Source organism: Pseudonocardia yunnanensis, assembly GCF_039534065.1.
Classification (GTDB): domain Bacteria; phylum Actinomycetota; class Actinomycetes; order Mycobacteriales; family Pseudonocardiaceae; genus Pseudonocardia; species Pseudonocardia yunnanensis.
In genome coordinates this window covers 124,795-150,866 of record NZ_BAAAUS010000008.1, presented here as the reverse complement: position 1 = coordinate 150,866, position 26,072 = coordinate 124,795, and the positions used below count along the sequence as shown (strand labels likewise).

The window sequence follows — 26,072 nt, the reverse complement described above, 5'->3', positions numbered from 1 at the left end:
TTACCGCCGGTAACAGCAACCGTCGAGGGGGCACGATGGCCGCTACCGGGACGTCAGCGAGCACGGGGCCGGGTATCGGCGCAGGCAACCGGGTGATCGTCACCGGTGCCGCGGGGGGCCTGGCCTCCCCGGCGGTCGCCCGATTGCGCGAGCGGGGCGTGCAGGTCGTCGGGCTCGACGTGATCGGCGACGAGCACACCATCGCCTGCGACATCACCGACGACGCCGCTGTCTCGCGAGCCGTCGCAGAGGCCGCGCAACGACTCGGCGGCCTCGACGCCGTGGTGCACTTCGCCGGCATCGGCACACCGAACGACGCGGGCGCGTCCCTCGTCCCCGACGCCCTCCGGGTGATCGACGTCAACCTGCTCGGCGCCTGGCGCGTCACCGCGGCCGCGCTGCCCGCTCTGCTCGACGGGCGCGCCACACGTGGCGGCCGCAAGGGCCGGGTCGTCTTCGTCGCCAGCGAGCTGGCCTACCTGACGCTGCCGTTCGTGTCCGCCTACAGCGTGGCCAAGCGGGGGATGACGGCCTACGCCGACGCGCTGCGGCTCGAGTACGGCACCGACCTGCACGTCACCACCGTCTGCCCCGGCTACGTCCGCACCCCGATCCACGACGCGGGCAGGCAGGTCGGCCTGGCGCTGGAGGGTCAGGTGCGCCGCGAAGAGGTCGAGGACGTCGTGGCCACCGTGCTGCGGGCGCTCACCGCGGCCAGGCCGCGCCGGGAGACCGCATGCACCCCCGGTGGGGCCGTCGAGCTGTGGGTGGGGCGGCACCTGCCGGGCCTCCTCGGGTCCGCCGTCGCCCGGCGCATCCGCAGGCGTGCCGCCGCGGGCCACTTCGACAGCTCACCGGCCGCCGCGGGCCTCGTGCGCAGACTGACCGGCCGCGTGAACGTTCCCGCCACCAGCACCGACACCACCGCCCCGGCCACCGAGAGGAGCGCGTCGTGAACGTGAAAGCCCGCAGCGACCGGGAGGCCACCGCCGAGCGGTTGCTCCGCTCGTCACTGGACCACTCGTACGAGCCGGGCATCGACATCGACTGGGATGCCCCGCTCGTCGACGGAGCGTGGGGCATCCCGCCGCACCGCGTGTCGCTCTACGGCACCGAGCTGTGGGACGGCCTCAGCGAGGAGCAGCGACGCACCCTCTCGGTACACGAGCTGTGCAGCATCGCCCGCATCGGCATCTGGTTCGAGATGATCCTCATGCAGATGCTCCTGCGGTACTCCTACGACCGCGACCCGCGCCGCCGGCACATCCAGTACGCGCTCGTCGAGATCGCCGACGAGTGCAGGCACTCCGTGATGTTCGCGAAGATGGCCGAGCGCTACGGCGTGCCCGACTACGCGCCCCGCCGCCTCACCCACGAGCTCGGCAGGCTGTTCAAGACGGTCGCCACGGGGCCCGCGATGTTCGCCGGCACGTTGTTCGTCGAAGAGATCCTCGACCAGCTGCAACGCGAGGCCATGCGCGACGACACGGTGCAGCCGCTGACCCGGATGGTCAACAAGATCCATGTGACGGAGGAGGCGCGGCACGTGCGCTACGCCCGTGAGGAGCTCATGCGGATCATGCCGCATACGAACGCCCCGCAGCGCGCCCTTGCCCGTTACCTCTCCGCCCGCGTCGCGTTCGTCGTCGCCCGCAACCTCGTCCACCGCGACGTCTTCCGGTCCGTGGGAGTCGACCCGGACGCCGGGCACGAAGTCGCCCTGCAGAACCCACACCATCAGGCGATGCTGCGCTGGTCAGCCCGCAAACTGGTGCCGTTCCTGCGTGAGCAGGGCATCATCGGAGGGCCTACGGAAGCTCTCTGGCGGAAGGCGCATCTCATCTGATGTCCATACGGCGATCCGTACCGGCAGCCGACGGCGCGGTCCTGAACGTCGAGCTCGACGGGCCGGCCGACGCGCCGGTCTCCATCGTTCTCGCCCACGGTTGGACGCTGGACGTCCGCCTGTGGGGACCGGTTGCCCGCTTGCTGGTCCAGGAGCGCGGCCCGGTCCGGGTCGTCCGCTACGACCACCGGGGCCACGGATGGTCCGCGGCTGTGGACCCGGCTTCGATGACCATCGAGCAGCTCGCCGACGACCTCGCCGCCGTGATCGCCGCGGTCGCACCGGACGGCCCGCTGGTGCTCGCAGGCCACTCGATGGGCGGTATGACGCTGATGGCGCTGGCCGAGCGGCATCCGTCCATTGTGGAACGCGCTGCCGGGATCGCGCTGGTGTCCACCGCCAGCGGTGGTCTGGCCGGCCGTGTTCCCGGCATTCCAGCGCCGGCGAGGACGTTGTGGCGCCCGCTGGAGGAGCGGCTGTACGCGTCACGCCCGTGGTGCACGCGGCCCCGGCTGGGCTACCGCCGGCTCCTCGCGCCCGCGCTGCGCCGGCTGCTGCTGGGGCCCGACGCGAGCCCGGAGGCGCGGCGGATCACCAGCGAGATGATTGCGGCCTGCCGTCCACTCACGATGTCCGGCTTCCGGCCCACCCTGGAGGCTCACGAGCGGGACGCCGCGCTGGAGGCGTTCGCGCCGATCCCGACGGCGGTGCTCGTGGGGTCCCGCGACCGGCTCACACCGGTGGCGGCCACCCGGCGCATAGCGTCCGCGCTGCCTTCGGCCGGGCTGACGATCTTCCCCGAGGCGGGCCACATGCTTCCCGTGGAGCGGGCCGCAGGCGTGGCCGGACGGATCAGGGCACTGGCGGCAGGGGCGGTGCCGGCCACCCGCTGAGCCGTCGCACCGTGTTCACCAGCGTGTTCGCTGTGGGCGAAGGTTTTCGCCCGCCGTGAAGAAACGGTCTAGGGACCGAGCGTCGCCGTTAGCGTCCGCCGCCATGACCACTTCGAACGGAGCTCTCACCCTCGACGACTCGGTGTACGACCGGCTTCTGCAAGAGCGGATCGTGTTGCTCCGCGGCGAGATCGACGACGCGGTCGCCACGAGGGTCGTCGCTCAGCTCCTGCTGCTCGCCGCCGAGGACCCGACCGAGGACATCACGCTCTACATCAACTCGCCAGGAGGCTCGGTCTTCGCCGGCCTGGCGGTCTACGACACGATGCACGCCATCGAGCCCGACGTGTCCACTGTGGCCACGGGCATGGCCGCCTCGATGGGACAGTTCCTGCTCACCGCGGGCGCACCCGGCAAGCGCCTCGCCCTTCCGCACGCCGACGTGATGATGCACCAGCCGTCGAGCGGCGCGGGCGGCACCGAGTCCGACATCGTGATCCGGGCCGGGATGCTGACCGTCCTCAAGCGCCGGATCGCCGAACTCACCGCCCGGCACAGCGGCCAGGCCCTCGAGAGGGTCGAGGCGGACTTCGACCGTGACCGATGGTTCACCGCGCGGGAGGCAGCCGACTACGGCCTCATCGACCGCGTGATCGCCCGGCACTGAACGGACGAGGGCGTGCCGGGCGGGCGACTCGCGGCGCTGGGGCGACTCGCGTCCGGAAGCGGGCGACTCGGGGGGCCGGGGGCGGCTCGGCACGGGAAACGGGCGACTCGCGGACCCGAGGATGACTCGCGCACGGGAGCGGGCGGCTCACAGGCTCGGCGCGGACGATTCGGGCGCGGAAGGCCGGCGGCTCGCGGGCCCGGGGGGCGATTCCCGCACGGAGGGTGGGCGACTCGCGCAATCGGAACGGGCGGCTCGCGGTTCCGAGGTGCGGGGCCGGGCGGAGGGCGAGGTCGCCGGGTTGATCACCGCTTCGGGACCGCAGACGGCACCATGTGCCGCTGCCGGGCCCGAAGTGTCGATCATGGGCGCTGGAGCCCCTCGGGACGGCCAACCAGCTGGCCAGGCACACGGCTCCGTGATCATCGTTCTGGTGCCGAGGACCGTGCGGTGCGCCGTTGCCGGGTCCGAATCGTTGATCATGGGGAGTCCCGGGTCCCCGGGGCCGGCGGGCGGCGCGGCTTCGGTGGGTGATCATCGCTTCGGGGTCGCGGACGGCAGCATGGGCCGCTGCCGGGCCCGAAGTGTCGATCATGGGCACGCGAGCGCCCTCAGGGGGAGGTCAGCCGCGGGGCCGCCGGGATGATCGCCGGTTCGGCGCCGCGAGCCGCGCCCTGCGCCGCTGCCGGTCCCAAAGCGGTGATCATGGGTCCGCGCCATCCGGTTCATGGGCGCGGCTACGTGATCACTGTTTCGGGACCGAGGACCGGGCTCTACGCGGCTGCCGGGCCCGAGTCGTTGATCATGGAGACGGCGATGGGCGTACGGGACCGGCGGAGCACGAGGCCGCAGGCATGATCATCGCTTTGGGGTCGCGGACGGCAGCATGGGCCGCTGCCGGGTCCGAAATGTCGATCATGGGCTGCCCCCGGGGCGGGCGCCCAGGGGTCAGCTCTGTACCAGTGGGAAGCCTGCGAGGCCGCGCCAGGCCAGGCTGGACATCAGCGCGACGGCCTCGTCACGCGGCACTGCCTGGTCGGAGTCGAGCCAGTACTGGGCCGCCACCTGGCTCAGTCCGACGAGGCCCACGGCCAGCATGCGGGCGCGGGGTGTGTCGAGCCCGGCGTCGGTGGTGACGGCTTCGGCCACGATGTCGATGCAGCGGGTGAGGGCGGTCTCCACCACCGCCGCGGCCTCCGGCTCGCCGCGCAGGTCGGACTCGAAGATCAGACGGTAGGCCTGGCCCTCGCCCGCCACGAAGTCGAAGTACGCGGCGACCGCGGCGTCGACGCGCTCCTGGTTGTCGGTGGTGCCCCCGATGGCCTGCTGCACGCGGTCGACCAACTCGTCGGCGTACGTGGTGAGCAGCGCACGGTAGAGCTCGAGTTTGCCGGGGAAATGCTGGTAGAGCACCGGCTTGCTGACGCCGGCCCGCTCGGCGATGTCGTCCATCGCTGCGGCGTGGTAGCCGTGGGCGGCGAACACGTCGCGGGCGGCCACCAGTAACTGGGCCCGCCGGGCTGTGCGGGACAACCGGCTACCGCGCTGCACCGGCGCCGACGTCTCGGACATGCGGATCCCCTCCGTTCGTCCACCCTGCTGGGCGGAGTGCACACCCTACCGGTGGGTAGGCAGAAAACTACGCAACCGAAGGCTGTTGGTCACCACGAACACAGAGCTGAACGCCATCGTGGCACCCGCGATCATCGGATTGAGCAATCCGGCCGCAGCCAGCGGCAGCGCTGCGACGTTGTAGGCGAACGCCCAGAAGAGGTTGCCCTTGATCACCGCGAGCGTGCTCCGGGCCAGCCGGATCGCGTCGACGGCGGCCAACAGGTCGCCGCGCACAAGGGTGAGGTCGCTCGCCTCGATCGCCACATCGGTGCCGGTGCCCATGGCGAGTCCGAGGTCGGCGGCGGCCAGCGCGGCCGCATCATTGACGCCGTCGCCGACCATGGCGACCACCTTGCCCTCGCCTCGCAGCCGTTGCACTACCGCGGTCTTGTCCTCGGGCGCCACCTCGGCGATCACCGCATCGGCCTCGATGCCCACCTCGGCTGCCACGGCCAGGGCAACGGCCGTGTTGTCGCCGCTGACCAACATCACCGCGAGCCCCAGCTTCTGCAGTCCGCGCACCGCGTCCGCGCTGGTGGGCCGGACCGCGTCGCCGACGAGGACCAGTGCCCGCGCGACGCCGTCCCAGGCCACCGCGACGGCCGTGTGGCCCTCGGCCTCGGCAGCCTCCTGAGCCGTCACGAGGTCCGCAGGCAGCGCGATGTCGTGCTCCGCGAGCAGCGACGGCCTGCCGACGAGCACCGCGTGCGCCACCACCTCCTCCGCCGTGTCCCCGGTGACGAGCTCGGCGACCACGCCGCGGACGCCGAGCCCGGGAAGGCTGTCGAACTCGGCCACTCCGGGGAGTGCTCCGGTGGCGGCCTCGGCGGCCGCGGCGATCGCCCGGCCGATCGGGTGCTCGGAGGCGGCCTCGACCGCCCCGGCGAGACGCAGTGCGGTGTCGGCGTCCACGCCGTCCGTGGTGCGTACCGCGTGCACCTCCATGACGCCGGTGGTGACCGTGCCGGTCTTGTCCAGCAGCACGGTGTCGACGCGGCGGGTCGACTCCAGCACCTCCGGGCCCTTGATGAGGATGCCGAGCTGCGCGCCACGGCCGGTGCCGACCAGCAGCGCCGTCGGCGTGGCCAACCCCAGCGCGCAGGGGCAGGCGATGATCAGTACGGCGACCGCTGCGGTGAGTGCGGCCGCTGTGCCGCCGCCCGTGCCCAGCCAGAACCCCAGCGTCGCCGCGGCGATGGCGATCACGACCGGAACGAAGTACCCGGAGACACGGTCGGCGAGGCGCTGCATCTCCGCCTTGCCGTTCTGCGCGTCCTCGACGAGCCGGGCCATCCTCGCCAGCTGGGTGTCGGCGCCTACGCGCGTGGCCCGCACGACGAGCCGGCCCCCGGAGTTGACGCAGCCGCCGATCACGGTGTCGCCGGGCCGCACCTCGACCGGCCCGGACTCCCCGGTGACCATCGAGGCGTCGACGGCGGAGCTGCCGTCCTCCACCGCGCCGTCCGTGGCGATCGTCTCTCCCGGCCGTACGACGAAGCGGTCGCCGACGGCGAGCCGGTCGATCAGGACGCGAACCTCGGACCCGGCCCGGAGCACGGCGACGTCCTTCGCACCCAGATCGAGCAGCGCCCGCAGGGCGGCCCCCGCCCGGCGCTTGGAACGGGCCTCGATGTAGCGCCCGGCGAGGATGAAGGTGGTGACCCCCGCGGCGACTTCGAGGTAGATCGCACCGGTCCCGCCGCCAGGCGCGATGGTGAGCGTGAACGGGTGGGTCATACCCGGCACGCCCGCCGTGCCGAACAGCAACGCGTACACGGACCAGCCCAGCGCGGCGAGCGTGCCCACCGACACGAGCGTGTCCATCGTGGCGGCGCCGTGGCGCAGGTTCGCCAGGGCCGCGCGGTGGAAGGGCCACGCACCCCAGGCCACGACCGGCGCGGCGAGCGTCAGCGAGATCCACTGCCAGTAGGTGAACTGCAGCGCCGGCACCATCGAGAGCGCGATCACGGGTACGGCGAGGACCGTGCACAGCACCAGCCGCCGGCGCAGCGCGCGCGCCGGGTCGGTGCCCTCCGCCGGCCGTGCGCCGGGCTCGGACGCCGGAGAGGGAAGCCGCGCGGTGTAGCCGGCCGCCTCCACCTGCGCCACCAGCTGGGCGGTCTCCAGCCCGGCCGGGTAGTCGATGCGGGCCTTCTCCGTGGCGTAGTTGACCGACGCCGTGACACCGTCGAGCTTGTTGAGCTTGCGCTCCACCCGGTTGGCGCAGGACGCGCAGGTCATGCCCCCGATGCTCAGCTCGATCCTGCGGATCTCGGCAGGAGCTGCGACGGCGGCCGCGTCCTCCGCGGTGGCACTCATCGCAGTTCCTCGCTGCGCCGGCGGGGGCTGTGTCGAGAGCTCGCTCACGGCACATCCCTCGTCATGACGGTGAACTCCACGGTGCGGACGGTGCCTGCGTGCCGGAAGTCCAGGAAGAGCCGGTAGGTGCCCGCCGAGGGCACCTCGGTCGTGAAGGCGATGCCCGGTCCGGAGCGGTCGGTGGGAGCCGGGGTGGCGGCGTCGGGATGGACGTGCAGGTACGTGAGGTCGCTCTGGCGCAGGGCGACGAGGTGGCCGAAGGCACCCAGGTAGGGCTCGAGGTCGGTGACGGCGGCGCCGTCCCGGCTGACCGTGGCGAAGATCTGCGACGGGCTGCCGGGGATGAGCTCGCCGTCGAGACGCACCTGGTAGTCGCCCACCTGCGCTACCCGGGACGGCGGGAAGGAGACCGGGTCGAAGTCGCCCGGCGCGAACATGTCGGTGCCGAGCACGAGCGGGGGGCCGCCGGTGGGGACGAAGTCGGCGTACACGCGGTAGATCCCGGGCACGGGGAGTATCAGCGGCACGCGCCAGACCCCGTCGGGGGCGAGCGTGGGGTGCAGGTGCTGGAACCAGGCGCTGTCGCGACGCACGAGGATGAGGTGCATCTGCTTCTCGTGCTCGACGTCGAACCTGGTGACGGGCCTGCGGTCCGAACCGGTGATCGTGAAGGCGAGCTCCGCGGGCACCCCGGGCCGATAGGTCGTGAGCTTGGGGACGAACGTGTAGCCGGCCGCCGTCGCCACGAGGCCTGCGGAGTCGACCTCATCGGCGCCGTGCCGGTGGGCATGTCCGTCGTCGGCGGAGCCGGCTCCCATGCCGTCGTGGGGAACGGCAGATGCCACGGGAGCCGCGGGCGGGGGTGCGATGGCGGGCGCGCCCACGGCCGCGCCGACGCCCCATGCCGCCGCGAAGACCAGCGCCAGCACTGCCGTGTAGCCCGACAGCCGCAACGCTGCGTTCATCCGCCGCCTCCCCTCGCTTACGTCCGTACAACGGCTGGGGGCCGATTGGGTAGCGCCACTGATCCGAAAATACCAGCGGGGGGTATGGCACCCGGGCTGTTCTGTGCCCCTCGCCGGTGGAGCCGTCCTTCTCTGGGGTGGTCACGGCGGGGCGCGTCAGGTATTGCTCGACTGGTGTCCTCCGCCGTGTACGCACTTGTTCGCCCGCTCGTTACCCGGGCGACCCCCGCCCGGGTGGTCCCGGACGGACTCCCGCTGGCCGACCCCGCCACGATGCCCGCGCGGGATCCGCTACGGCGGCCGTGGCCGGGCCGCGAAGTCACATCCGGCGGCGTGACACTGCACGTGCGCGAGACGCCGGGCCCTGACGACGTCGACGCCGTGTACGTCCACGGGCTCTCCGGTTCGGCCACCAACTGGACGGACGTCGCGGGCCTCCTGCGCACCCGGGCCGCCGGCACCGCCGTCGACCTGCCCGGATTCGGGCTGTCCCGCCCGCTCGCCTCGCGCGACTACACCCCGGCAGGCCATGCCGACGCGCTGCTGTGCTTCCTGGCCGGGCGTGGCCGTCCGGTCCACCTGCTCGGCAACTCCTTCGGTGGTGCCATCGCGCTCACCGTCGCGGCGCGGCGCCCGGAGCTCGTCCGCACGCTCACCCTGATCTCTCCGGCGATGCCGGACCGCAGGCCCGACCCGCGGCGGGTCTCGGACCCCCGGATGCTGCTCGCGCTGCTGCCGGGGATCGGCAGATGGGCCAGGGCGGGAATGACGGTGCCGAACGCCCGCGACCGTGCCGAGCAGATGGTCCGGTTGTGCTTCGGCGACCCGAGCGCGGCGTCGGAGCACCGGCTCGCCGAGGCCGCCGAGGAGTTCGAGGCGCGTGCCCGCCTGGAGTGGGCGAAGGAGGCCACGGAGCTCACCGGGAAGGCGATGGTGGCGAGCTGGCTGTACGGCGAGTCGCTGTGGGCGAGGGCGGCCCGGGTGCAGGCGCCGACGCTGGTGGTGTGGGGCGATCGGGACAAGCTCATGGCGCCCCGGCTCGCCCGTCGCACGGTGTCTGTCATGCGGGGATCGCGGTTGTTGATGCTCCCCGGCGTCGGCCACGTCGCGCAGATCGAGGCTCCGGACGCTGTGGCCCAGGCCGTTGCGGGCATGTGGGACGCGGTAGAGGCCGGTCGGTGGCAGGCTGGACACCGGGAAGACAGCACCCGGTCGTGACGTTGTCACAGGACGGGAACCACCGCTGACGCACGACGACCGAACCGAGGAGTTCGAACCATGGCGCTTCCGCCGCTCGTTGAGCCGGCCGCCGAGCTGACCAAGGAGGAGGTGGAGCGCTACAGCCGCCACCTCATCATCCCGGATGTCGGGATGGCCGGTCAGAAGCGGCTGAAGAACGCGAAGGTCCTGGTGATCGGGGCCGGTGGGCTCGGCAGCCCCGCGCTGCTGTACCTGGCCGCGGCAGGTGTGGGCACGCTCGGCATCGTCGAGTTCGACGTGGTCGACGAGTCGAACCTGCAGCGCCAGGTCATCCACGGCCAGTCCGACGTCGGCCGCTCGAAGGGCGAGTCGGCGCGCGACTCCATCAAGGAGATCAACCCGTTCGTCGAGGTGCGGCTGCACGAGACGCGGCTCGAATCGTCGAACGCGCTCGACATCTTCCGCGACTACGACCTCATCCTCGACGGCACCGACAACTTCGCCACCCGGTACCTGGTCAACGACGCCGCGGTGCTGCTCGGCAAGCCGTACGTGTGGGGCTCGATCTTCCGCTTCGAGGGCCAGGCTTCGGTGTTCTGGGATGACGCCCCGAACGGCAAGGGCCTGAACTACCGCGACCTCTACCCCGAGCCCCCGCCGCCCGGAATGGTGCCCTCGTGCGCCGAGGGTGGCGTGCTGGGCGTGCTGTGCGCGTCGATCGGCTCGATCATGGTCAACGAGGCCATCAAGCTGATCACCGGTATCGGCGAGCCCCTGCTCGGGCGCCTGATGGTGTACGACGCCCTCGAGATGAGCTACCGCACCATCAAGATCCGCAAGGACCCGAACTCCCCGAAGATCACCGAGCTCATCGACTACGACGCGTTCTGCGGCGTGGTGTCCGACGACGCGCAGTCGGCCGCGGCGGGCAACACGATCACGGCGCTCGAGCTCAAGGAGATGATCGACGCGGGCAAGGACTTCGCGCTGATCGACGTCCGTGAGCAGAACGAGTACGAGATCGTCAGCATTCCGGGCGCCAAGCTCATCCCGAAGGACAGGATCCTGTCGGGGGAGGCCCTGTCGGAGATCCCGCAGGACAAGCCGGTGGTGCTGCACTGCAAGTCGGGTGCCCGGTCCGCCGAGTCGCTGGCCGCGCTGCACAAGGCGGGCTTCAAGGACGCCGTGCACGTCGGCGGCGGTGTGCTGGCGTGGATCAAGCAGGTCGACCCCTCGCTCCCGACGTACTGATCGGGCTGTTCGTCCACAGATCGTGACTGCGGCACCCGGGGCATTGCCCCGGGTGCCGCAGTCGTTTCGGGCCGGCTTTGTGACTGATGGGCCGTGAGCTACGGAGAGTGACTACTCGCTGGCGCTGAGCGCCGGATGGAGCAGTGACAAAAGATCGACTTCCCCGGTACCGTGCCGATCTTGAAATGATCAAGGCGGATCCTGCGGTGCCGCGGCGTGGGGTGCGCGAGCGTGCGCCAACGGTGGCCTGACGGAGCGGCGCCGGGCTGAGGTGCGCCGCCCGTCGATCCAGCGATGGGGGTCGCACTGGTGGACGACAACGCGAGACTCTGCGCCCTGCCCGGGTGCGACATCGCGATCGAGGACATTCCGGGGCGTCCTGCCCGGCGTTACTGCTCAGCAGCGCACCGCTCCGCTGCTCGGCAGGCCAGGCGGGCAGCGTCGCTACGGTCCGAGCAGAGCTCGCGTCTCGCGGAGACCTTGCCATGGCTCATCGAACCCGCCGACGAGCAGCCCCGCGCTGACGCGCCCCCGCGCGCCGTCCACGTCGAGGTGGTCCCCGCGACCGCCGACCCGACGCACGGCACGTGGCGGCGCAGCGGCATCGCGCGGGTGCTGGCCGGAAGGGGCCGCAGCACCGAATCGGCCGGACCGCCGACGCGCAGGCGGCGGGCCGTGGCGGTGCTGGGGGTCGCCGGGATCCTGGCCGGCGGCTACGCCGTCACGGCTTCGGAGCCGGTCGGCTCCCTTCCGACGTCCGTGCCGGTACCCGGGCCGGAGTCGGAGGCCGAGTGGGCGGCCCGCGCCCAGGTCACCCTGACCTCGCTGAACCGGCAGCTCGACACCATCGCCCAGACCGAGGAGGCCTGGAGCCGGCAGCCGCAGGAGCTCCAGGCGACCGTGCCCCCCGCCCCCGTCCTTGCGCTGCGGGATCGCAAGGCGCTGCTCGAGCGCCGCAAGGCCACGCTCCAGTCCCAGATCGACACCTACCGCTCGCTCGACCGCACGAAGGGCGACCTGGAGGTCACCGAGCAGCACCTCGAGGCCGTCGAGAGGGCCTTGGAGGACGCTCCGACCGACCCACGGCGCTCGCCCGAGCAGGCATTGGTGCTCGCAGCGCTCGATGAGCAGCGGGACCTGCGCCTGCGCCAGCGCGACGCGAAGCGCGAGGAATTGGAGAACCTCGAGCGAGGCGTGAAGAGCGCCGTGCGCACGCCGTTGCCCGACGACGGCCAGGAGACGGCGGCGGTGAGCAACCAGGTTCTCGAGGCCATCCGGGCCGACCGCCGCAGCGACGAGCGCGACGAGCGCGACGAGCGGAAGCGGAGCGCGGCCCCCAGCAGGCCCGACGTGCTCGCCCGTGAGGAGCGGCAACAGCGGGAACGACAGGACATCTACACCGGCGGCCCGCCCGACCCGCGTGGGCCTGGCGACGACGCGGTGAAGTACAGCCACGACCCGGACCGCCGGTCCGCGGGTGGCGACCGTGTCCCCCGGGAGCCGGCTGGTGGATCGAGCTCGCTGGCCCAGGTCGGCGGCACGGTGGTGGATCTGGTGACCGGCGGCGACGGCCCCCGCGACAGTGCCAGGCCGGGTCGCGGCGGCGATTCGCGTGGTGGGGGACCTGCCGCGGACGCATCGCGCAGTCGCGGCGGCAATGGCACCGATCGTGCCGGCGGCGGGGACGGTGGTGCGCAGTCGGTCGCGGGTGGTGTTGTGAGTGAGGTGGTCGGCTCGGTCGGCGGTGTGCTCGGCGGGGGCGGGGCTCGGGCCGACGATGCAGGCCGCGCCGATTCCGGTCGGGATGCCGCCGACCGGGAAGACAGCGGGTCCGACCGTGCCGAGGACGATCGGGCTCGTGGGGGTTCGGGGTCGTCGGGTGGCGACAGCGGCACTCGCTCCGGCGTGGTGGGTGACGTGGTCGGCTCTGTCGGCGGCGTGCTGGCCGGGGGCGGCAGTCGTGCCGAGGACGCCGGCGCCGGGGACGGCCGCGACAGCAGCGGGAGCCGGAGCGGCGAAGCTCGGGAGGACAGCGGGAACGGCGGCTCCTCGGCCGGCGGCGAGCGCGGCAGCGGCCTGATCCGGCGGGTCAGCCAGGTGGTCGACGGTGCCGGGGGAGGCGGCTCCGACGCGGGGCGATCCGGTGGCGATCGATCCGGCGGCAGCAGCGACGACCGCAGCGGCAGCGATCGCGACGACAGCAACCGGAGCAGCGGTAACCGCTCCGGTGGGCTGCTCGGTCTCGGCGACCGGAGCGACAGCGAGGACAGGAACGGCGGCGAGGACGGGAGCGACAGCGACCGGAGCAGCAGCACCGAGCGGAGCGGCGGCAACCGCTCGGGCGGCCTGCTCGGCGTCGTCTCACGCAACGGTGGCGACGACGGCGACGGCTCTGACGACGACCGCAACAATGACCGCAGCAATGACGACCGTAGTAACGACGACGACCGCAGTGACTCCGGAGGGGAACGGAGCAGCGGCCGGTCCGCTGGCTTGCTCGGCGGCAGCAGCCGGAGCGACAGCGATGACGACGACGGTGACCGCAGCAGTAGCGGCCGGTCCGGTGGGTTGCTCGGTGCCGGCGACCGGAACGACAGCGGCGACCAGGACGATGAGCGCCGCGACGACAGCGACGACGGCGACCGCGACGGAAACAGCGGTTCCAGCAGCGAGCGCGGCAGCACGAAGCGGTCCGGCGGGGACCGCAGCGGTGGCGAGTCCTCGAGCGAAAGCAGGTCAGGGGGCGGACCGTCGGCGTCGCGCAGCTCGGACGGGAGTGGCGCTCGCGATGGAGGGTCGTCCTCCGACGCGCGCAAGGCCCGGGCCGCGCTCGGGATGGTCGCGGCAGCCTTGCGCAGCAGCGGGGAGTCCGGTGGCTCCCAGAAGTCGGATCGCTCCAGCGGCGGCGGTGACAGCGACCGGTCGGGGCGGAGTGGGAGCGGCAAGGAGTCGTCGTCGAAGTCTCCGCAGTCCAAGTCCCAGCGGCTGAAGTCCCAGTCCCAGGAGTCGGGTTCGCAGGGGAAGTCGTCGGATCGGAAGTCGGATCAGCGCAGCGAATCGAGTCGCAGCTCGCGCAGCAGTGGCTCCGACGACGATGGCGGCGGCTCCGGTACGAGCAAGCGGTCCTCGTCGGCGAAGTCGTCCGAGAACGGGAAGTCGTCCCAGAAGTCGGATGGCGGCGGCGGTTCGCGGTCCTCTAACTCCGGCGACTGAGGGTAGGCCGGGATCGTGACATCGCTGCCACGACGTCCGTTTCCCCTCCGCGTGGCGGCCCCGATGACGGACGGGGCGCAGGTAGCGTGCGGAGCGTGACAGGAGTCCCCGTCCTTCCGCAGACCGCGATGGCCGGGACGGTACTTCCGCAGCACGTCCGCACCGCCTTCGGAGTGGGCAACGAGGAACCACGGCCGGTCGTTTGGGCAGGTCGGCGGGCGTGGCACTGCGGAGACGTCCTCGTGAGGCCGGTTCCGGACAACGCGGTCGCCGCCTGGTCGGCCCGCGTGCTCGACGGGCTCGAGGTCGAGCGGTTGCGCCTGGCTCGGCCGATCCGCTCCTCGGACGGGCGGTGGGTCGTGGCGGGCTGGGCCGCCTGCCGGTTCGTGTCGGGCACCATCGAGCCGCGGCACGACGCGGTGCTCGAGGTGGCCGGTCGCCTGCACGCGGCCACGGCATCGCTGCCCCGACCGGCCTTGCTCGACGGCCGCGACGACCTGCTCACGCGTTCCGCAGCGGCGGCGTTCGGCGAGCGCAGGCTCGTGCTGGACCCCACCACGGGCGGTGAACTCTTCACCGGGCTGGCTCCCTACCGCTCGCCCATTCGCAGCGAGCCGCAGATCGTGCACCCGGAGCTGTTCGGCTCCGTGCTCTTCGACGACGACGGCACACCCGCGCTGATCGAGCTGACCCCGTGCTGGCGCCCGAAGGCGTGGGCCGCCGCCGTGGTGGTGGTCGACGCGCTGGCGTGGGGCGGTGCCGACGACGGCATCCTGCAGAGGTGGGCCGACCAGCCGGAGTGGCCGCAGATGTTGTTGCGTGCCCTGCTGCACCGGCTCGCGTTGCACGCCCAGCACCCGGAGGCGTCGGTCCGCACACTGGCCGGGCTGGAACGGGTGGCCCGGCTGGTCGCGCCCCTGCTTTGATCATCCGCACTCAGCGGGTCAGCACCTCCCGCGAGGTGGCGAACCGGATGATCGTGCCCGCCATGGCGTCGGTGAAGTCGTCGAGCGCGGTGCGGTTGATCGTATCGACGCGGTCGCAGGCCTGGTGGTAGCAGACGTCGAAGACCACCCCGGGTTGGCCGCCCCACGCCGCGGCCTGCTCGGGCGTCTTGGTCTCCCCGTCGCCGGCGTAGACGCCGCCGGTGGGGATGTTCGCCTCGACGAACGGGACGTGATCCGAGCCGCGGTCGAAGCGGACGAGCTCCGCCGCGACGCCCTTGGCGGTGAGCTCCTCCATGAGCACGCGCCCCACGGTGGCGGAACCGGGCGGGCCTGAACGGCTGCCGCGACCTGCGGCTCCGCCGTTCACGAAGTAGCCGGCGTTCGGCGAGGCCGCCATGTCGATGTTGATGTAGAGCGCGATCGCGTCCCGCTCCGCCGGAGTGAGCGCCTCAACGTAGGCAGTGGACCCGTTCAGGTCGATCTCCTCGGCGCCCCAGAAGCCGAAGCGCACGGCGTTGGTGATCGGCGGGGATCCACCCATCCGGGTGCCGATCTCCAGGAGCGAGGCCACGCCGGTGGCGTTGTCGTTGATCCCCGGGCCCTCCGGCACGGAGTCGAGGTGTGCTCCGGCCATCACCACGTGGTCGGGCGAACCCGTACGCGTCTGCGCGATCACGTTGCGGACGGTGAACTCCTGACCGCGGCGGCGCATCGTGAAGGTCGGCGTGGTCACGTCGAACCCGGCGTCCCGCAGCACGCCCGCCACGTAGTCGACGCTCGCGTCGTAGCCCGGTCCGGGGGTGGCCCGGTTGCCGCCGTTGTTGTCGGCGATGCGCTGCAGCGCCTCCAGGTGGGGCATGGTCCCCGCCCCGCTCACGCCCGCGACGAGTTCGGAGTGCAACGGGCTCGTGACCGGCGGAAGCTGGATCTCCGTCGGCTCGCTCGAGGAGCAACCCGAGAGAACGGCGCCGGTGGCGGCCGTGACGGCTGCGGCCATACGCCATCTGACGTGGCGGCGCCGGGGTTTCGCCGGGCGCACCTGCACCCGTTCATGGTCGTCGGTCGGTAGACGCACTGTGCCTCACATCCGCGCCCGGGGTCAGTGAGCGCTGCTTTGCGTTCATGTCACACGGAACCGATTGGCGGTAACGCGCTCTTCCTAGCGTTGCTGCGACGGCAGCGACGCCTTCACGCACGCCGCTCGACGGCGACGTCCACACCCCCTCGATGAGCCCCCCGGAGGCCTGGCGTGACGACGTCACCTGACGAACATTCTGCCCGATTCGGGCTTGCTGGGCGGTGGATCGATCATTGGGAGCCCGAGAATTCAGCCTTTTGGGAGCGTGTCGGGTCGAGAATCGCCAACCGGAACCTGTGGTACTCGATCGTCAGCGAGCACATCGGTTTCTCGATTTGGTCGATCTGGTCGGTGCTGGTGTTGTTCATGGGCCCGGAGTACGGCATCGACGCGGCGGGCAAGTTCGTCCTGGTCGGGGTGCCGACGCTGGTGGGGTCGGTGTTGCGGCTGCCCTACTCGTTTGCCGTCGCGCGTTTCGGCGGCCGGAACTGGACGATCATCAGTGCCGCGCTGCTGCTGATTCCCACGATCTTCGCCGCGATCGTCATGCATCCGGGCACATCATTCTCGACCTTCCTCGTGGCAGCCGCCGTCGCCGGGGTCGGCGGGGGCAACTTCGCATCGTCGATGACGAATATCAACACTTTCTTTCCCGACGCCCGCAAAGGGTGGGCGCTCGGGCTCAACGCGGGTGGCGGGAACATCGGGGTACCGGTGATCCAGCTCGTCGGCCTGCTGATCATCGCAACGGCGGGTGCGGGCGCACCTCGAATCCTGCTCGGCGTCTACATTCCGCTGATCGTGGTGGCCGCAGTGCTCGCCGCGCTGAACATGGACAACCTGACGTCGGTGCGCAACGACACCGGCGCCTTCCGGGAGTCGATCCGGGAGCGCCAGACCTGGGTGATGTCGCTGCTCTACATCGGGACGTTCGGCTCGTTCATCGGCTTCAGCTTCGCGTTCGGGCTGGTGCTGCAGAACCAGTTCGGTCGCACGCCGCTACAGGCCGCGGCGGTGACGTTCATCGGCCCGCTGCTCGGATCGGTGATCCGTCCCTACGGCGGGAAGCTCGCCGACGCCCACGGGGGCGCCTGGATCACGTTCTGGAACTTCATCGCGATGGCCGTGTCGGCCGGCCTGGTTCTGCTGGCCTCGGCCATGCACTCGCTCGGGCTGTTCACCGCCGGTTTCGTGCTGCTGTTCGCGTTCAGCGGGCTGGGCAACGGTTCGACGTACAAGATGATCCCGGCGATCTTCCGCGGGCAGGCAGGCACGGCGATCGCCGCCGGAGCCGACGAGGAAGAGGCCCTGCTGCGGGCCCGGCGAATCTCGGGCGCGGTGATCGGCATCGTCGGCGCGATCGGCGCCATGGGTGGGCTGTTCATCAACCTCGCGTTCCGCGAGTCGTTCCTCACCGCGAAGTCCGGCGATCCCGCGTTCTGGTCCTTCCTGGCCTTCTACGTCGTGTGCACGGCGGTCACGTACGTCGTCTACCTGCGTCCGGCCGCGCCGGCCACCACCAGCGCGCCACTCGCGCACGCCGGGGTATGAGCCTTCTGCCGGTCGTGGGGGGATCGACAGGAGTGGCCACGAGGGTGGCCACCCACTGCCCGTACTGCGCGCTGCAGTGCGGGCAGTGGGTCGGCCCCACCGGCGACGTGGACGCGCGCGAGTTCCCGACCAACCGTGGAGGGCTCTGCCAGAAGGGGTGGACGGCGGGCGCGCTGCTCAACCACCCGGAACGGCTCACGGCGCCGCTGCTGCGGGAGTCACGGTCCGCCGAGTTCGCGACCGTGGGCTGGGACAGAGCACTCGCGTACGTGGGACGGCGGCTCGCCGATCTGCGGGCCGAGTACGGCCCCGACTCGGTCGCGGTCTTCGGCGCAGGCGGCCTGACCAACGAGAAGTCCTATCTGCTGGGCAAGTTCGCCCGGGTGGCGCTGGGCACGTCGCAGATCGACTACAACGGCCGGTTCTGCATGTCCTCGGCAGCCGCTGCGGGCAACCGCGCCTTCGGCGTCGACCGTGGGCTGCCGTTCCCGGTCACCGACCTGGACGACGCCGAGGTCGTGGTGCTCGCCGGGGCGAACGTCGCGGAGACGATGCCGCCGCTCATGGGTCACCTGGGCGGGGCGCGGCTCGTGGTCGTCGACCCACGGCGCACGCCCACCGCCGAGCGGGCGATCGCGTCCGGCGGGCTGCACCTGCAGCCGGTGCCCGGCACCGATCTCGTGCTGGCCCTGGGGATGCTGCATGCCGCCGTCACCGACGGGTGGCTCGACACCGGCTACCTCGCCGAGCGGACCTCGGGCTTCGACGACGCCTGGCGGGTGGCCGCGCAGTGGTGGCCCGAGCGGGCCGAGCGGGTCTGCGGGGTGCCGGCAGCCGACATGCGCACGGTCGTGGCCTGGCTGGCCGCGACGTCGCGGCGCTACGTGCTCACGGCCAGGGGTGCGGAGCAGCATGCGCACGGCGTCGACACCGTGACCGCGTGGATCAACCTGGCGCTCGCGCTCGGCCTGCCGGGCCGTCCGGGCTCGGGGTTCGGGACGATCACGGGGCAGGGCAACGGGCAGGGCGGGCGCGAGCACGGCCAGAAGTCCGACCAGCTTCCCGGCTACCGCTCGATCAGCGACCCGGCCGCCCGGGAGCACGTCGCCGGCGTGTGGGGCGTGGCGCCCGACGCGCTACCGGGACCGGGACGCAGCGCGACGGAGCTGATCGCGGCGCTGGGGCGCCCCGACGGCCCGCGCGCGATGCTCGTGTTCGGCTCGAACCTGCTGGTCTCCGCGCCCGACGGGAACGCGGTGGCCGAGCGGCTCGCGGCGCTCGACCTGCTCGTGGTCGCCGACGTCGTGCCCGGCGAGACGGCGATGGCTGCCGACGTCGTGCTTCCCGTGGCGCAGTGGGCCGAGGAGGAGGGCACGATGACCAACCTGGAGGGCAGGGTGCTGCGGCGGCGCCGTGCCCTGCGGCCACCCGAGGGCGTGCGCACCGACCTGGAGGTGATCTCCGGGCTGGCCGCGGAGCTGGGCGCCGCTGGGTTTCCCGCCGATCCGCGTGCCGTGTTCGACGAGCTGCGCGCGGCTTCGGCGGGCGGCCCGGCCGACTACTCCGGGATCAGCTACGACCGGCTCGACGCGGGGGAGGCCCTGCACTGGCCGTGTCCGGCTCGCGCGCCCGGCGAGACCGCCCACCCCGGCAGCCCGCGGCTGTTCACCGAGCGGTTCGCCCACGCCGACGGCCGGGCGCGGTTGGTGGCTGTCGATCACACGGATGCCGCCGAGCTGCCCGACCCCGAGTATCCGCTGCGGGCGACGACAGGCCGGGTGCTGGTGCACTACCAGTCCGGCGCGCAGACCCGTCGCGTTGCGGAGCTGGCCGGGATCGCGCCGGAGTCGTTCATCGAGGTGCACCCGGACACGGCCGCCCGCGCCGGGCTCGCCGACGGCGACTGGGCACGGGTGGTGTCCCGGCGGGGCAAGGCGATGGCCAGGGTGCGCTGCGTGCCGACGCTGCGACCGGACACCGTTTTTCTGCCGTTCCACTTCGGCGCAGGGCAGGCCGCGAACCTCCTCACCAACCCGGCCCTGGACCCGATCAGCCGCATGCCGGAGTTCAAGGTGTGCGCGGTGCGGCTCGAACGGTCGTCGTGACGTGTGGCTCGGTCACGGCCTTCCCGCCGCCGGTGGCTCCCCGGCCTGCTCACGGCTGCAGCCTGGCGATGTGCGATCCGGTTTACGCATGCGTCACGCAGCGTCCCGCCGGTGTAACTGGGGCTACTTACCGTCGGGTGCCGTGAGTAGACGCGTGGTCGTCGTGGGGCACGGCATGGTCGGTGCCCGGTTCGTCGAGGAGGTGCGGCGCCGGGACCCGAAGGGTGCCCGGATCCGGCTCACCGTTCTCGGCGCGGAGCCGCGCCCGGCCTACAACCGTGTGTTGCTGTCCACGGTGCTGGCCGGTGGGCTCTCGGCGCCTGCGGTGGAGCTGCACCCGGCCGGATGGGCGGCCCGGTTGCGGGTCGACCTGCGTACCGGCGTCACCGCCACCGCGATCGACCGCGAGCGCCGCATCGTGCGCACCGACGCCGGCAGCGACGTGTCCTACGACGAGCTCGTGCTCGCCACCGGCAGCCGTGCCTGGCTCCCCCCGATCGACGGGATGGCAGATCCGAACGTCGTCACCTTCCGCGATCTCGCCGACTGCGAGCGGATCATCGACCTCGCCCGGCCCGGCGCGCGGTTCGCCGTGCTCGGCGGTGGGCTGCTGGGATGTGAGGCGGCGCGGGGGCTGGTCGCGCGTGGTGTGGACGTGACGCTGGTTCACCCGAAGCCGCACCTGATGGAGCGCCAGCTCGACGGCGGGGCCGGCGAGGTGCTGGCAGGCACGCTGCGCAGGCTCGGCGTCGACGTGCTGCTCGGGCGTACCGCCGTCGCCTGGGAAGCGGGCGCCGGGCTGCGCTGCACCGGTTCCGCCGTGCCCGGGGGCGAGCTCGTGGCCGCCGACGCGCTGGTCGTCGCGGCGGGGGTGCGGGCCGAGACGGGCCTCGCGGCCGATGCCGGTATCGCCGTGGACCGCGGAGTGCTCGTCGACGACCGCCTCGGCACGTCGGACGTGCGGGTGCACGCGATCGGCGACTGCGCCCAGCACTCCGGCGCGGCGGCAGGCCTCGTGCAGCCCGGCTGGGAGCAGGCGGGCGTGCTCGCCGACCTGCTCACCACGGAGGATCCCGGTGCCCGTTATCGCGGCACCCCGCCCGTCACCCGGCTCAAGGCCCGCGATGTCGATCTCGCCACCGTGGGCGAACCGGGCGCTCTCGACGGCCCCGGGGCGGAGGTGCTGCGCTTCGCCGATCCGGTCGGCGGTCGTTACGCCAGCCTCGCACTGCGCGGCGACCGTGTGGTGGGCGGCGCCATGATCGGGCTTCCCGACGCGGCCGCGTCGATGATCCAGTTCTACGACACCGGCATGCCGGCCCCCGCCGACCGGCTCGGGCTGCTGCTCGGCAGGGCGCTCCCCGGCGCACCCGAGACCGCGGACCCCGGACATCTCCCGGCATCCGCGGTGGTCTGCCGCTGCAACACGGTGACGAAGGGCGCGCTCGTGACCGCGTGGCGCGCGGGCGCCACCGACGTTCCGGCGCTGAGCCGCGCCACCCGCGCCGGCACCGGTTGCGGGAGCTGCGGCGACACCGTCCGCGGGATCTGCGCGTGGCTGGCCGAGAGCGACCCGCCGGTGATCAGCCCCGTTCGAGAGGAGGGAGCCGCATGAACAGCGTCAACCGCCGCGATCTCGTCGTGGTCGGCAACGGGATGGTCGGGCACCGGCTGGTCCAGGTCGTGCGGGACCGCGACACCGAGGCCACCTGGCGGATCACGGTGCTCGGCGAGGAGCGCAGGCCGGCCTACGACCGTGTCGCGCTCTCGTCCTACGTCGACGGGGTGAGCGCCGAGGAGCTGACGCTGCCCGTACTCGACCCGCTGGTTGACCTGCATCTCGGCGACGCGGCCGTCGAGCTGGACCGCGACGCGCGGCTCGTGCGCACCGCGTCGGGCCGGGAACTGCCCTACGACGCCCTCGTACTGGCCACCGGCTCGGTTCCGTTCGTTCCGCCCGTCCCTGGGCGCGACCTGCCGGGCTGCTTCGTCTACCGCACGCTCGACGACCTCGACGCGATCACAGCAGCCGCCCGCGACGCCATGGCTGCAGGCCGGCCTGGCCGCAGGTCGGCCGTCGTGGTCGGGGGTGGCCTGCTCGGGCTCGAGGCGGCACGGGCCTTGCGATCGCTCGGGCTCTCGCCGCAGGTCGTCGAGATCGCTCCGCGACTCATGCCGGTGCAGGTGGACGAGGGCGGCGGAGCGCTGCTGCGGCGGCTCGTGGAGAACGAGGACCTGGCAGTCCGGTGCGGGGTGTCGGTCACCGGGATCGCGGAGCACCGTGGCCGGCTCGTCGCGACCCTCTCCGACGGCATCGAGCTCGACGCCGACGTCGTGGTGTTCTCCGCCGGGATCCGCCCGGCCGACGCGCTGGCCCGCGCCGCCGGCCTGCCGATGGGGGAGCGCGGCGGGGTGCTGGTCGACAGCCGGTGCCGCACCGCCGACGAGCACGTCTGGGCGCTCGGTGAGGTGGCTGCGCTGGAAGGCCGCACCTACGGCCTGGTCGCCCCCGGGTATGCGATGGCCGAGGTGGTGGCCGACCGGCTGCTCGGCGGGTCCGCCTCGATGACAGCGGCTGCCCTGGACATGTCCACGCAGCTCAAGATGCTCGGCGTCGACGTCGCGAGCTTCGGCGACGCCCACGCCACCAGCGCCGGTGCGCTGGAAGTGGTGGTCAACGACCCGGTGGCCGGCACCTACGCGAAGCTCGTGGTGAGCGACGACGCGCAGACGCTGCTGGGCGGCGTGCTGGTCGGCGACGCGTCCAGGTACGCCACGCTGCGCCCGCTCGTCGGGAGCCCGCTGCCGGCCGATCCCGTCGCGATGATCGCGCCGGGCGGGGTGGAGCTGGGCGCCGACGCGTTGCCCGACACCGCGCAGATCTGCTCGTGCAACGCGGTCACCAAGGGAGCGATCTGCGGCGCGATCAGCAGTGGCGCTCACGACGTCGGTGCTCTCAAAGCGTGCACCCGGGCCGGCACGAGCTGCGGGTCGTGCGTCCCGGTCCTGAAGAAGCTGCTCGCGCAGGCGGGCGTCGAGCAGTCGACGGCGCTGTGCGAGCACTTCGCCCACAGCCGCGCCGAGCTGTTCGAGATCGTCGCGGGTGCCGGAGTCCGGACGTTCTCCGAGCTCGTCGAGAGGCATGGGACGGGCCGTGGCTGTGACATCTGCAAGCCCGCCGTCGCGTCGATACTGGCGTCGCTGGGCCGGGGCCACGTCCACGACGGCGAGCAGGCCGCGTTGCAGGACACCAACGACCACTTCCTGGCGAACCTGCAGCGCAACGGCACGTACTCGGTGGTGCCGCGGATCCCGGGCGGTGAGATCACGCCGGAGGGCCTGATCGTGATCGGCGAGGTGGCCCGCGACTTCGGCCTCTACACGAAGATCACCGGCGGGCAGCGGATCGACATGTTCGGTGCGCGTGTCGAGCAGCTCCCGGCGATCTGGCGCCGGCTGGTCGACGCGGGGTTCGAGTCCGGCCACGCCTACGGCAAGGCGCTGCGCACGGTGAAGTCGTGCGTGGGCACCACGTGGTGTCGCTACGGTCAGCAGGACTCGGTGGGCCTCGCCGTCGAGCTGGAGCTGCGTTACCGGGGGCTCCGGGCCCCGCACAAGTTCAAGTCAGGTGTCTCGGGCTGTGCGCGTGAATGCGCGGAGGCCCGGTCGAAGGACTTCGGGATCATCGCCACCGAGCAGGGCTGGAACCTCTACGTCGGCGGCAACGGCGGCTTCACTCCGCGCCACGCCGAGCTGCTCGCCTCCGACCTCGACACCGAGACGCTCGTGCGGCTGATCGACCGGTTCCTCATGTTCTACATCCGCACCGCCGACCGGCTGCAGCGCACGGCGGCGTGGATCGAGGCGATGGAGGGCGGCCTCGACCACCTCCGCGCGGTGATCGTCGACGACTCCTTGGGGATCTGCGCTGACCTGGAGGAGGCGATGGAGGCACACATCGAGGGCTACGCCGACGAGTGGCGCGGCGTGCTCGACGACCCTGCGAAGCTCGAACGGTTCGTCTCCTTCGTCAACGCGCCCGACGCGCCGGACCCGACGATCAGCTTCGTCACCGAACGGGGGCAGCCGGTGCCGGCACCGCGCGAACCGGTCGTCGTCGGGATGCCGGGGGTGCGAGCATGACCCACACGGTGGAGATCTCGACGGCCGTCGCACTGCGGTGGCGGGCGGTCTGCCGGTACGAGCGGCTGCAGCCCGAGCGCGGCGTCGCCGCTCTGTTGGACGATGTGCAGGTGGCCCTCTTCCGCACCCACGGTGGCGTCGTACACGCCATCGGCAACATCGACCCGTTCTCCGGTGCCGCGGTGCTCTCGCGCGGCATCGTCGGCGACCGCGGCGGTGTGGCAACCGTCGCATCGCCTGTGTACAAGCAGGTGTTCGACCTGGTCACGGGCCGATGCCTGGATGATCCACGGATCACCGTGCCGGTCTATCCCGTCCGGGTCGCGGACGGGCTGCTCGAGGTCGGACTAGCGTGAGCAGCGCTGTGACCACCGTGCCTCCTCGCGCCGAGGTGCCGCCCCTGGCGGGCTTCACCATCGGTGTTACGGCTGCGCGCCGCGCCGACGAGCTCGCCACGATGCTGGAGCGTCGGGGAGCCGTCGTGCAGCACGGTCCCGCGTTGCGCATCGTCCCGGTGGCCGACGACACGGAGCTCGCCGACGCCACGCGCGGCCTCATCGCCCGTCCCCCCGACATCACGGTTGCCACCACCGGCATCGGCTTCCGGGGTTGGGTGGAGGCGGCCGACGGCTGGGGGATCGGTGAGGACCTTCTGGCCGCGCTCGGCTCCGGCAAGCTGATCGCCCGTGGCCCGAAGGCTCGCGGCGCCATCCGCGCGTCCGGGCTGGTGGACACCTGGTCGCCGCCATCGGAGTCGTCCGCCGAGGTGCTGGACTATCTGCTCGACGGCGCTTGCGACGGCCGCGGCGTCGACGGGCTGCGCATCGCCGTCCAGCTGCACGGCGAGCCTTTGCCCGACGTGGTCGAGGCGCTCACGGTGGCGGGCGCGGAGGTGGTCGAGGTCCCCGTCTACCGCTGGATGCCGCCCGTCGACATCGGGCCGCTCGACCGGCTGATCGACGGGGTGCTCGCCTCCTGCGTCGACGTCCTGACGTTCACCAGCGCCCCTGCCGCGGCAAGCCTGCTGGCCAGGGCCACCGAGCGCGGGGTGCGCGAGGAGCTGCTCACCGCCCTACGGGGCCCGGTGCTGTCGGTGTGCGTCGGTCCCGTCACCGCGGCACCGTTGGAGGCCGTCGACATCCCCACCGTGCAGCCGCAACGTTCGCGGCTGGGCGCCATGGTGCGGCATCTGGAGGCCGAGATGCCCGGGCGGGTGCGCAGCCTTCCCGTGGCCGGGCACTGGCTGGAGCTGCGCGGGCACGCCGTGCTCGTCGACGGGGCGCTGCGTGGCGTGCAGCCCGCCGGGATGGCGCTGCTGCGTGCGCTCGCCCGCCGGCCCGGCCGGGTGGTGGCGCGATCCGAGCTGTTGCAGGCGCTCCCCGGTGGGAGCGGCGACGAGCACGCCGTCGAGACGGCGATGGCACGCCTGCGCACCGCGCTGGGCGAACCGAAGCTCGTGCAGACCGTGGTCAAGCGGGGATACCGGCTGGCCCTCGACCCGGCCGTCGGCGCCGGCCCGGGCGGGGGCCACTGCCTGAACGGGGAATCCCGGTGAACCTCCTGCTGGTCGCGCACGGCACGCGGGATCCGGCGGGTGCGGTCGTCACCGAGCGGGTGGCGAGGCAGGCCGCCACAGCGCTGGGGGTGCGGGTGGCGTCCTGTTTCGTCGACGTGCGGAGGCCGAGCCCGGCCGACGCGCTCGCCGAGCTTCCGGGCCCCTGCGTCGTCGTGCCGATGTTCCTGGCCGCGGGCTACCACGTGCGCGTCGACGTGCCGGCGCAGCTCGCCGCCACCGGCCGCCGGGACGTGCTGCTCGGCCCGGCGTTCGGCCCCGATCCCGCGCTGGTCGCCGCGGCCGCCGACCGGCTCGCCGAGGCCGGCGCAGGCCCGGACGATGCCGTGGTGCTGGCCGTGGCCGGATCCAGCGACCCGTACGCACAATCCGACGGTGCGAAGGCCGCGCGCCGGCTCGGGCTCGTGCTCGGGCGTCCCGTCACGCTCGCCACCATCGCGACCGGCGGGCCCCGGGTGGGCGAGGCCGTTGCCGCGCTGCGGGCCGGCGGCGCGCAGCGCGTGGCGGTGGCGTCCTGGCTGCTCGCTCCGGGGCTGTTCCAGCGGCACCTGCACGAGTGCGACGCCGACGTGGTCGCCGCGCCCCTGGCCGACCACAAGGCGGTGCTGAACCTGGTGATGAACCGCTACCGCGCGGCACTGTCCGCGCGTCCCCGCACCGCCTGACCCTCCGCGCCGCCGCCCCACCCCACGACATGGACACATGTC

At 72.4% G+C, this 26,072-nt stretch carries 19 protein-coding genes; 15 read left to right on the top strand and 4 right to left on the bottom strand.

What is annotated here, in order from left to right; genetic code table 11:
• Positions 1-35: 35 nt before the first annotated feature.
• From ABD743_RS11870 to ABD743_RS11855, 4 genes are all read left to right on the top strand, one after another.
• A complete protein-coding gene (locus ABD743_RS11870; protein WP_344721708.1) occupies positions 36-956 on the top strand; it encodes an SDR family NAD(P)-dependent oxidoreductase in 921 nt (306 codons plus the stop codon).
• On the top strand, positions 953-1,846 hold the full coding sequence (locus ABD743_RS11865) for an AurF N-oxygenase family protein (protein WP_344721706.1): 894 nt from the start codon (positions 953-955) through the stop codon (positions 1,844-1,846). The genes ABD743_RS11870 and ABD743_RS11865 overlap by 4 nt, the downstream gene beginning before the upstream one ends.
• Positions 1,846-2,739, top strand: a complete 894-nt coding sequence (locus ABD743_RS11860) for an alpha/beta fold hydrolase (RefSeq protein WP_344721704.1) — start codon at positions 1,846-1,848, stop codon at positions 2,737-2,739. The genes ABD743_RS11865 and ABD743_RS11860 overlap by 1 nt, the downstream gene beginning before the upstream one ends.
• A 103-nt stretch (positions 2,740-2,842) precedes the next feature.
• A complete protein-coding gene (locus tag ABD743_RS11855) occupies positions 2,843-3,406 on the top strand; it encodes a ClpP family protease (protein WP_344721702.1) in 564 nt (187 codons plus the stop codon).
• Between the two features lie 948 nt (positions 3,407-4,354).
• Here ABD743_RS11855 and ABD743_RS11850 read toward each other — a convergent pair.
• From ABD743_RS11850 to ABD743_RS11840, 3 genes are read right to left on the bottom strand one after another with little or no spacing between them, the layout of a single operon-like run.
• Complete coding sequence (locus ABD743_RS11850; RefSeq protein WP_241038906.1) at positions 4,355-4,978, bottom strand: TetR/AcrR family transcriptional regulator; 624 nt, start codon at positions 4,976-4,978, stop codon at positions 4,355-4,357.
• 45 nt (positions 4,979-5,023) lie between these two features.
• A complete protein-coding gene (locus ABD743_RS11845; protein WP_344721698.1) occupies positions 5,024-7,339 on the bottom strand; it encodes a heavy metal translocating P-type ATPase in 2,316 nt (771 codons plus the stop codon).
• A 44-nt stretch (positions 7,340-7,383) separates the two neighbouring features.
• Positions 7,384-8,304 (bottom strand): hypothetical protein, encoded by a 921-nt coding sequence (locus ABD743_RS11840; protein WP_344721696.1) that lies wholly within the window; start codon positions 8,302-8,304, stop codon positions 7,384-7,386.
• 333 nt (positions 8,305-8,637) lie between these two features.
• Between ABD743_RS11840 and ABD743_RS11835 the strand changes: the two genes are divergently transcribed.
• The 4 genes from ABD743_RS11835 (at position 8,638) to ABD743_RS11820 (ending at position 14,894) form a co-directional block, all read left to right on the top strand.
• On the top strand, positions 8,638-9,522 hold the full coding sequence (locus ABD743_RS11835; protein ID WP_344721694.1) for an alpha/beta fold hydrolase: 885 nt from the start codon (positions 8,638-8,640) through the stop codon (positions 9,520-9,522).
• Positions 9,523-9,582: 60 nt separating this feature from the next.
• A complete protein-coding gene (gene moeZ / locus ABD743_RS11830) occupies positions 9,583-10,755 on the top strand; it encodes an adenylyltransferase/sulfurtransferase MoeZ (RefSeq protein ID WP_344721692.1) in 1,173 nt (390 codons plus the stop codon).
• Between the two features lie 294 nt (positions 10,756-11,049).
• A complete protein-coding gene (locus tag ABD743_RS11825; RefSeq protein WP_344721690.1) occupies positions 11,050-13,968 on the top strand; it encodes a hypothetical protein in 2,919 nt (972 codons plus the stop codon).
• A 95-nt stretch (positions 13,969-14,063) separates the two neighbouring features.
• Complete coding sequence (locus tag ABD743_RS11820; protein WP_344721688.1) at positions 14,064-14,894, top strand: TIGR02569 family protein; 831 nt, start codon at positions 14,064-14,066, stop codon at positions 14,892-14,894.
• A 10-nt stretch (positions 14,895-14,904) separates the two neighbouring features.
• Here the strand turns inward: ABD743_RS11820 and ABD743_RS11815 are convergent, their stop codons facing one another.
• Positions 14,905-15,960: a M28 family metallopeptidase gene (locus ABD743_RS11815; protein ID WP_344721686.1), complete on the bottom strand. Its 1,056-nt coding sequence runs from the start codon at positions 15,958-15,960 to the stop codon at positions 14,905-14,907.
• Positions 15,961-16,164: 204 nt separating this feature from the next.
• On the opposite strand from ABD743_RS11815, the gene ABD743_RS11810 reads away from it, so the two are divergent.
• The 7 genes from ABD743_RS11810 (at position 16,165) to ABD743_RS11780 (ending at position 26,030) form a co-directional block, all read left to right on the top strand.
• Positions 16,165-17,544, top strand: a complete 1,380-nt coding sequence (locus ABD743_RS11810; RefSeq protein WP_344721684.1) for a nitrate/nitrite transporter — start codon at positions 16,165-16,167, stop codon at positions 17,542-17,544.
• Positions 17,541-19,649 carry a molybdopterin oxidoreductase family protein gene (locus ABD743_RS11805; RefSeq protein ID WP_379659224.1) on the top strand — a complete coding sequence of 703 codons (2,109 nt, stop codon included), beginning with the start codon at positions 17,541-17,543 and terminating at the stop codon, positions 19,647-19,649. Before ABD743_RS11810 ends, ABD743_RS11805 begins: the two co-directional genes overlap by 4 nt.
• A 142-nt stretch (positions 19,650-19,791) precedes the next feature.
• On the top strand, positions 19,792-21,264 hold the full coding sequence (locus ABD743_RS11800) for an FAD-dependent oxidoreductase (protein WP_344721680.1): 1,473 nt from the start codon (positions 19,792-19,794) through the stop codon (positions 21,262-21,264).
• Positions 21,261-23,792 (top strand): nitrite reductase large subunit NirB, encoded by a 2,532-nt coding sequence (nirB, locus tag ABD743_RS11795; RefSeq protein WP_344721678.1) that lies wholly within the window; start codon positions 21,261-21,263, stop codon positions 23,790-23,792. The genes ABD743_RS11800 and nirB overlap by 4 nt, the downstream gene beginning before the upstream one ends.
• Positions 23,789-24,148: a nitrite reductase small subunit NirD gene (gene nirD / locus ABD743_RS11790; protein ID WP_344721677.1), complete on the top strand. Its 360-nt coding sequence runs from the start codon at positions 23,789-23,791 to the stop codon at positions 24,146-24,148. The genes nirB and nirD overlap by 4 nt, the downstream gene beginning before the upstream one ends.
• Positions 24,145-25,347: a uroporphyrinogen-III synthase gene (locus ABD743_RS11785; RefSeq protein WP_344721675.1), complete on the top strand. Its 1,203-nt coding sequence runs from the start codon at positions 24,145-24,147 to the stop codon at positions 25,345-25,347. Before nirD ends, ABD743_RS11785 begins: the two co-directional genes overlap by 4 nt.
• Positions 25,344-26,030 (top strand): sirohydrochlorin chelatase, encoded by a 687-nt coding sequence (locus ABD743_RS11780; protein WP_344721672.1) that lies wholly within the window; start codon positions 25,344-25,346, stop codon positions 26,028-26,030. Before ABD743_RS11785 ends, ABD743_RS11780 begins: the two co-directional genes overlap by 4 nt.
• Positions 26,031-26,072: the final 42 nt, after the last annotated feature.